Genomic DNA, 697 nt, shown 5'->3' on the forward strand with positions numbered 1-697 from the left:
GTTGGTGCCGATCTGCGCGATCAGGTCGCTTTCGCTGGCAGCCTGCTGACGACCGCTCAGCACAACTTGCGTGGACGCGGGACCGCAATCCCAATACTGTTCCTGCGGGGTGATCGAATGGTCGTAGTCGAGAACAAGTTCGGACACTGTTGGCTGCTCCTGGTCGTCGTCTAGGTACGCGGAAATCTCTGCTTCGGACGGCATGTTGGACGTGATGGATTCGATGTAGTGCTCCTGCGAAGGCTGGGCGTTGCCCTGCCAGTCGCTGGGGGAGCCGACCTGCCCCACCACCACGGCCATCCACTTGGCCTGGTCGTAGTCGGAGCCACCCTCGGGGAACGGACCGGCGACAGGAAGCCGATACTGAAGCTGGTCGGCCAGCGCCTTCACGTGACTGTCGAGGTCGGTGCCGATGCCAGGGAGTTGGTAGTCCACGAACCCCAAAGTGGGGTTACCTGAGGGGTTATCGCCTTCCGCTACGGCGAACCCGAGCAGCATCCGCCACATGCTCTGCACGATGCCGTACTTCCGGAATTCCTCGAGGAGTTCGGTGTTGATCATTGGCCGTTACCGCCGGAACAGTTTGTTGACGCCGTTGCTGATCCGCAACGTCAGGTCACCGTCCACGCAAGTTGTGCTGAGCGGTCGTCAGCAGGCTGCCAGCGAAAGCGACCTGATCGCGCAGATCGGCACCAAC

1 protein-coding gene is annotated in these 697 nt (G+C 61.5%); it reads right to left on the reverse strand.

Going from position 1 to position 697, the window contains the following annotated elements; genetic code table 11:
• A partial coding sequence (locus A5622_RS06725; protein ID WP_197507930.1) for a hypothetical protein occupies positions 1–561 on the reverse strand: 561 nt, incomplete at its 3' end.
• Positions 562–697: the final 136 nt, after the last annotated feature.

This window comes from Mycobacterium sp. 1245801.1, from assembly GCF_001673055.1.
Lineage (GTDB): Bacteria > Actinomycetota > Actinomycetes > Mycobacteriales > Mycobacteriaceae > Mycobacterium > Mycobacterium europaeum_A.